5 protein-coding genes are annotated in these 6956 nt (G+C 63.5%); all 5 read left to right on the top strand.

The features are described 5' to 3' along the window. Positions 1–193 precede the first annotated feature (193 nt). The 5 genes from xerD to OW493_RS16960 all read left to right on the top strand — a co-directional run bounded on the left by xerD (position 194) and on the right by OW493_RS16960 (position 6864). Complete coding sequence (gene xerD / locus OW493_RS16940) at positions 194–1102, top strand: site-specific tyrosine recombinase XerD (RefSeq protein WP_077373623.1); 909 nt, start codon at positions 194–196, stop codon at positions 1100–1102. 39 nt (positions 1103–1141) lie between these two features. After that, the gene (locus OW493_RS16945; RefSeq protein WP_077373626.1) at positions 1142–1912 is read left to right on the top strand and encodes a DsbC family protein; all 771 of its coding nucleotides are present in this window, start codon (positions 1142–1144) and stop codon (positions 1910–1912) included. Between the two features lie 175 nt (positions 1913–2087). After that, entirely contained in the window at positions 2088–3404 is a 1317-nt protein-coding gene (locus OW493_RS16950; protein ID WP_077373629.1) for a homoserine dehydrogenase, read from the top strand. 115 nt (positions 3405–3519) lie between these two features. After that, positions 3520–4911, top strand: coding sequence for a threonine synthase (gene thrC, locus OW493_RS16955; protein ID WP_289864969.1), 1392 nt, complete (start codon positions 3520–3522; stop codon positions 4909–4911). 114 nt (positions 4912–5025) lie between these two features. Further along, the gene (locus OW493_RS16960; RefSeq protein ID WP_289864970.1) at positions 5026–6864 is read left to right on the top strand and encodes a DHHA1 domain-containing protein; all 1839 of its coding nucleotides are present in this window, start codon (positions 5026–5028) and stop codon (positions 6862–6864) included. Positions 6865–6956: the final 92 nt, after the last annotated feature.

Genomic DNA, 6956 nt, shown 5'->3' on the forward strand with positions numbered 1-6956 from the left:
GAATTGCCACTTGCTCCTCCGCCACACAAAGACCCCGCCATGCCTCGCATGGCGGGGTCTTTGTGTCTGTGGATGAGGGAAAGTTGCCGCAGTGACCGTCGGATTCATTTCAACGTCAGGGCGTCACGGTAGAATTCGGCAGTCGTCGCGCCGGAAGGTGTCGGTTGCGCGCATCGGGAAGGAGGAAGCAGGCATGAAGGATGACGAGACGCTGGTCGCGGCATTTCTCGATACGTTGTGGCTGGAGCGCGGCGCCAGTGACAACACGCTTGGTGCCTATCGAAGTGACCTCGAGAGCTGGCAGCGGTGGTTGCTGGAGCAGCAGGAGTCCGGAGGCGAAGCCACGCCATTGCTGGAGGCGACCCCTGTGCAGGTGCAGGCATTCTGTGACTCACGACGTGAATCGCATGCGCTGCGCTCCACCGCGCGACTGTTGTCTGCGTTGCGGCGGTTCTATCGCTGGGCACTGGCCGAGGGCATGATCGAGGCGGATCCCGTGCATGAGGTGCGCCTTCCCCGCGTGATCCCCAGCCTGCCTGGCACGCTCGACGAGGAGGAAGTCGAGCGCCTGCTGGAGGCGCCGGATCTCGAGACGGCCATCGGCCTGCGCGACCGTACCATGCTGGAGGTGCTCTATGGCGCGGGATTGCGCATCAGTGAACTGGTCGGTCTGCGGGTCGATGCGCTCAATCTGCGCCAGGGCGTGGTCAGAGTGATCGGCAAGGGCGATCGCGAGCGGCTGGTGCCGTTGGGCGAGGAGGCCTGTGACTGGCTGTCACGCTGGCTGTCGGCTGGCCGACCTGCGATGATGGCCGACCAGACGCGCCCGGCGCTGTTTCCCGGTCGGCATGACAAGGCCATGACGCGGCAGACCTTCTGGCACCGCATCCGGCGCCACGCCGTCACGGCCGGTATCGACAAGCCCCTGTCACCGCATACCCTGCGCCACGCCTTTGCGACGCACCTGCTCAATCATGGTGCCAACCTGCGTGTCGTGCAGCTGTTGCTGGGTCATCGTGATCTATCCACGACCCAGATCTATACCCATGTGGCTCAGGCGCGTCTGGAACGCCTGCACGCCGAACATCATCCGCGTGGTTGATACCAGGCACTTCGCCCCGCGGACGCCAAGGAGAGTCTGATGAGCAAGTTCACCCGCCGCCCGCAGCGCCTGCCACAGGCGTTGCGTCTGTTGAGCGCTGCTACCCTGCTGAGCGTGATGGCACCGCTCGCCCAGGCTGACGCGCTGGATGACCTGCGTGACAAGCTGGTAGTCAATGGCCAGCCGTTGCCGGTGGAGTCGCTGGCTTCCAGTCCGATCGAGGGTCTCTTCGAGGTGAAGCTCACCAGCGGCGAGACCTTCTTCACCGATGCGACGGGCAAGCACCTGATCGTGGGGGAAATGTACCGCAACGACGGTGACAAGGGACTGGTGAATCTCAGCGAGCAGAAGGCCAATGGCGAGCGCCAGAAGCTGCTGGCCGAGGTCAGTGAGGACGACATGGTCATCTTCCGGCCGGCGGGTGAGGTCAAGGCGGTGATCAGCGTCTTCACTGACACCACCTGCCCCTATTGCCGCAAGCTGCATGAGGAAGTCCCGGAGCTCAATGCGCGTGGTGTCGAAGTGCGTTATCTGGCCTTCCCGCGTGGCGGTCTGCGCTCGCAGGGCGCACGCGAACTGGCTCAGGTATGGTGTGCCGAGAATCGCACCGAGGCGATGAACCAGATCAAGAATCAGAGGCAGGCGCCCAAGCAGGAAGCCAGCTGTGATGCCCCGGTGGAAAGCCAGTATCAGCTCGGTACGCGCATGGGCGTGCAGGGCACACCGGCCATCGTGATGCCGGATGGCAAGATGGTGCCGGGCTATCTGCCGGTGGATCGCCTGACCACCATGTTGGGGCTGGATGGCTGATGGCGTGACGCCTCAGAGTGGCTGCGCGTTGACAGGGCGTCCTGCCTTGCTACCGTGGTCACGAAAGACACAGACGCGAGCCGTCTGGATAATAGACCGACGACAGGTCGGCAAGGCCATGGCGCTCCGGCGCGGCCTCCAAGGCTGGATACCGTAACAAGAGAGGAAAGCGACGTTGAAACCGGTGAAAGTAGGAATCTGTGGTCTGGGTACCGTAGGCGGCGGCACGTTCAACGTGCTGGTACGCAATGCCGATGAGATTGCGCGTCGTGCTGGACGCCCGATTATCGTCGAACAGGTTGGCGCTCGTCGTGACAACCCTGACTGCGATATCACCGGCGTCAGCCGCACGCATGACATCTTCGAGGTCGCGCGCAACCCCGAGATCGATGTGCTGGTCGAACTGATCGGTGGCTATGACGTTGCCTATGAGTTGGTGATGGAAGCGATCGCCAACGGCAAGCATGTCGTGACCGCCAACAAGGCGCTGATCGCCGTGCACGGCAACGAGATCTTCCGCGCCGCAGCCGAGAAAGGGGTGATGGTGGCCTTCGAGGCAGCGGTCGCCGGTGGCATCCCGGTCATCAAGTCCCTGCGGGAAGGCCTGGGCGCCAACCGTATCCAGTGGCTGGCCGGTATCATCAACGGCACTGGCAACTTCATTCTCAGCGCGATGCGCGATGAAGGTCGCAGTTTCGATGACGTGCTGGCCGAGGCGCAGGCGCTGGGCTATGCCGAAGCCGATCCGACCTTCGACGTTGAAGGCATCGATGCCGCCCACAAGCTGACCATCCTGGCCTCCATTGCCTTCGGCGTGCCGCTGCAGTTCGACAAGGCCTACACCGAAGGCATCTCGCGCATCACGGCCGATGACATCGAGCAGGCCGACAACCTGGGCTATATCATCAAGCACCTGGGGATCACCCGCGCCACGGCCAAGGGCCTTGAGCTGCGCGTGCATCCGACGCTGATTCCCAAGGAGCGCCTGCTGGCCAACGTGCATGGCGTCAAGAATGCCATCGAGGTGATGGGCGATGCAGTCGGTCCCACCCTCTACTATGGTGCCGGCGCCGGTGCCGAGCCGACGGCCTCTGCCGTCGTGGCGGATCTGCTCGACGTGGCGCGCGATATCGCCACCGACCACCGCTACCGCGTGCCGTATCTGGCCTTCGCCGAAATCAATCAGCACGGTGACACCCTGCCGATCCTGCCGATGGAAGAGATCGAGACGGCCTGCTACCTGCGTCTACATGCGGTGGATCGTCCGGGGGTCCTGGCGCGTGTCGCGTCGATTCTCTCCGAACAGGGCATCTCCATCGAGGCGATCATCCAGAAGGAGGCCACCGAAGGCGAGCTGGTGCCGATCATTCTGCTCACGCACCGCGCGCGCGAACTGCACATGAACGAAGCGATTCGCCAGCTGGAAGCGCTGGTGGATGTCGCCGGTTCCGTGGTGCGCATTCGCGTCGAGGATCTCGACGACAACGCCTGATCGCGGGCAAACGGTACCGGGTCATCGAGGTTGATGGCTCGGTACTGCTGGGCAGCCGGCGCAGGCCGGAAGAGCAAGAATCATAACGGTGGCGAACGCCACGGGAAGACACGACATGCGTTATATCTCCACGCGCGGCCAGGCGCCGGCGCTCGGTTTTGAAGATGTGGTCCTCACGGGGCTTGCCAGCGATGGTGGCCTGTATGTGCCGGAAACCCTGCCGCAGTTCAGTGCCGAAGAACTGACGGCGATGGCTGGTGAGTCCTATGCGGAAATCGCCTTCCGTGTCATGAAGCCCTTCGTCGATGGTGCCATCGATGACGAGACCTTCCGTGAACTCGTGCGCGAGACCTACGCGACCTTCAGTCACGATGCGGTCGTGCCGCTCAATCAGCTCGACAGCAACCATTACCTGCTGGAGCTGTTCCACGGCCCGACACTGGCCTTCAAGGATGTCGCGCTGCAGCTGCTGGGTCGCCTGCTCGATCACTTCCTCGCCAAGCGTGGCGAGCGAGCGGTGATCATGGGCGCGACCTCCGGTGATACCGGTTCTGCCGCCATCGAGGGCTGCCGTGCCTGCGATCACGTGGATATCTTCATCCTGCATCCGCACAACCGCGTCTCCGAAGTACAGCGCCGCCAGATGACCTCCGTGCTGGCGCCCAACGTCTTCAACGTCGCCATCGAAGGCAACTTCGACGATGCCCAGGCGATGGTGAAGGCCAGCTTCGCCGATCAGGATTTCCTGGATGGCACGCGTCTGGTCGCGGTCAACTCGATCAACTGGGCGCGCATCATGGCCCAGACCGTCTACTACGTGGCCGCCGGTGTGGCGCTGGGCGCTCCGGCGCGTCAGGTCAGCTTCACGGTGCCGTCGGCCAACTTCGGCAACATCTTTGCCGGCTATCTGGCCTCGCGCATGGGGCTGCCGGTACGTCAGCTGGTGATCGCCACCAACGCCAACGACATCCTGCATCGCACCATCTCTTCCAACGACTTCTCGCGTCAGGAGCTGAAGGCGACGCTGGCACCGTCAATGGATATCGTGGTGTCCTCCAACTTCGAGCGTCTGCTGTTCGAAGCCTATGGCCGTGATGGTCAGGCGATCCGTGAACTGCTCGAGCACTTCTCGCGCGAACCGGCGGCGCTGGCAGATGCCCCGCTGGCCAGGCTGCGTGAGCTGTTCTCCAGCCACAGTGTCGACGACGAGACGATTCTCGAGGTCATCCGTGAAGCGCATCAGCGCACCGGCGAGATCCTCGATCCGCATACGGCGACAGGCTATCGCGCGGCAGAAGTCTGCCGCACCGATAGCGCGACGCCGATGATCACGCTGGCGACGGCGCATCCGGCCAAGTTCGCCGAAGCGGTGGCGCGTGCTGGTTTCGCGGGTGTCGATCTGCCGCCACATTTGCATGATCTGCTGGAGCGCGAAGAGCGCTACAGCGTGCTGCCGGCCGAGCTGGCTGCCGTGCAGGACTTCGTGCGCGAGAATCGCCGCGGGTGATCGCATCAACGACGGCTCAGGCCTCCGGGGCTGAGCCGTCGTCCTTCTTTCATGGCCGTCATTTTCGCAGTCCGCTGTCGAAATGACGGCCATGTCGTTTGTCAGGAGTTCTTCATGTCTGTCACTCCCTCCTTGGCACAAGGCACCGCATCGCGCCCTGATGAGCGTACGCTGGCGGCCAGCATCGCGCGGGTCATCCAGCCTCGCGTCAGAGATGAGCGCCTCTACCAGCAGGGGATCGCGACGGGGCTCAGCGAACTGCAGGCACGAGTACTGGCAGGGCGGTTGACGCTGGAGAGCTGCAAGGCGCCGCTGGAGGCGCTGGTCACGCCGGCGCTCCGGCACATCGAGCATCCCGAGCGGCTGGCGGATGGCCGGCGGGCGGCAGAGCGCATCGCGCGTGCTGTCGCCGAGGGTGAGCACATCGGCATCCTCACGGACTATGACGTGGACGGCATCACCTCGCATGTGGTGATGCTGCGCACGCTGACGGAGCTGTTCGATGTGCCCTACGACCGCGTGCACAGTCTGATCGGTCATCGCATCCACGATGGTTACGGCATCAGTCTGCCGCTGGTCGAGCGCATCATGACATTGTCGCCGCGCCCGAGCCTGATCGTCACCGCGGATTGTGGTTCCAGTGATGAGGCGCGCCTGGCGCTGCTCAAGGAAGCGGGGATAGAGGTCGTGGTGACGGATCACCATGCGCTGCCTCAGGAAGGGCCGCCGGCTTCCGCCTACGCGACCGTCAATCCGACACGTGACGATTGTGCCTATCCGGATGCGACCATCGCCGGTTGCATGGTGGCCTGGTTGACCATGTCATTGACGCGCAATGTGCTGATCGAGCAAGGCAGATTGCCGGGGGATGCGCCCAAGTTGTCGCCATGGCTATCATATGTGGCGCTGGGGACGGTGGCGGACTGTGTGTCACTGGGGGGCAGTGCGATCAATCGTGCGGTGGTCAATCTGGGCCTGACGTTGATCAATCGCATGCAGGAGCCCTGCTGGCGAGCCATGGCAGAGCGGCTCGGGGCCGATAGCGTGCCCTTCGATGCCGAGACGCTGGCCTTCCAGATGGGGCCGCGAATCAATGCCCGCTCACGACTGGATGATCCTTACGCCGCACTGCATTTCATGCTGGCGCGTGAAGATGAGGCTGCTCAGCGCGCGCTGGAGGTGCTCGATCAGGACAACCAGTCACGCAAGGCGATCGAAGCCGAGATGGTGGAGTCGGCGCGCGCCTTGGCGCTCGCCTCGTTGCGGGAAGGGCATCAGGTGATCGTGGTGCATCTGGAAGATGGTCACCCGGGAGTGCAGGGCATTGTCGCTTCACGTCTCGTGCAGCAGTTCGGGCGTCCGACCGTCGTGCTGACACCAGCCGCGGTGCCCGGCATGTTGACCGGGTCCGGGCGCTCCATCGAAGGATTGCATCTGCGGGATGCGTTGCAGCGAGCGCATGACCTGGCACCGCAGTGTCTGCCGCGTTTCGGTGGGCACAGAGGTGCGGCAGGGGTGGGCTTGCCCCTGGCGGAGAAGGATACCTTCACTCGTGCTCTGCAACAGGCGGCCGCGGAGCAATTGGGTGAAAGGGCGCTCAACCCCTTGATTCTCAGTGATGGTGAACTGGCAGAAGGGCAGTTGAGCCTGGAGACCCTGGATGAACTCGAGCGTCTGGCACCTTTCGGGCGTGAGTTCGAGGCACCGCTGTTCGAGGGCAGTTTCCTGGTCGAGAGTCTGCGACCGGTAGGTGCCGATGGCACACATCTGTCGCTTGAGCTCTCGCTCGGGCGTACACGCCTCAAGGCGATCTGGTTCCGGGCGCTGTCGCCGGGGGAATCGCCGGCATTCGGCGTGGGGGCCGCTCTGAAGTGTGCTTACAAGCTGTCGCGCAATCGCTGGCGGGGGAGAGAATCGCTGCAGCTGATGCTGGAGCATGCCGTACCAGCATGAGCGTGTTTGAATGAATTGCGGTATCTGGCCAGAAAGTCCTTGTGCTCAGCCCGGATCGTGCGTAAAGTACGCATCCGCTGCCGGGGACGCAT

Origin of the sequence: Cobetia sp. 14N.309.X.WAT.E.A4 (assembly GCF_030397495.1) — a bacterium.
GTDB lineage: Bacteria > Pseudomonadota > Gammaproteobacteria > Pseudomonadales > Halomonadaceae > Cobetia > Cobetia marina.

Coding starts and splice junctions, on each gene's coding strand:
- thrC (WP_289864969.1), top strand. CDS start 3,520: ATGCGTTATATCTCCACGCGCGGCCAGGCGCCGGCGCTCGGTTTTGAA.
- xerD (WP_077373623.1), top strand. CDS start 194: ATGAAGGATGACGAGACGCTGGTCGCGGCATTTCTCGATACGTTGTGG.
- OW493_RS16960 (WP_289864970.1), top strand. CDS start 5,026: ATGTCTGTCACTCCCTCCTTGGCACAAGGCACCGCATCGCGCCCTGAT.
- OW493_RS16945 (WP_077373626.1), top strand. CDS start 1,142: ATGAGCAAGTTCACCCGCCGCCCGCAGCGCCTGCCACAGGCGTTGCGT.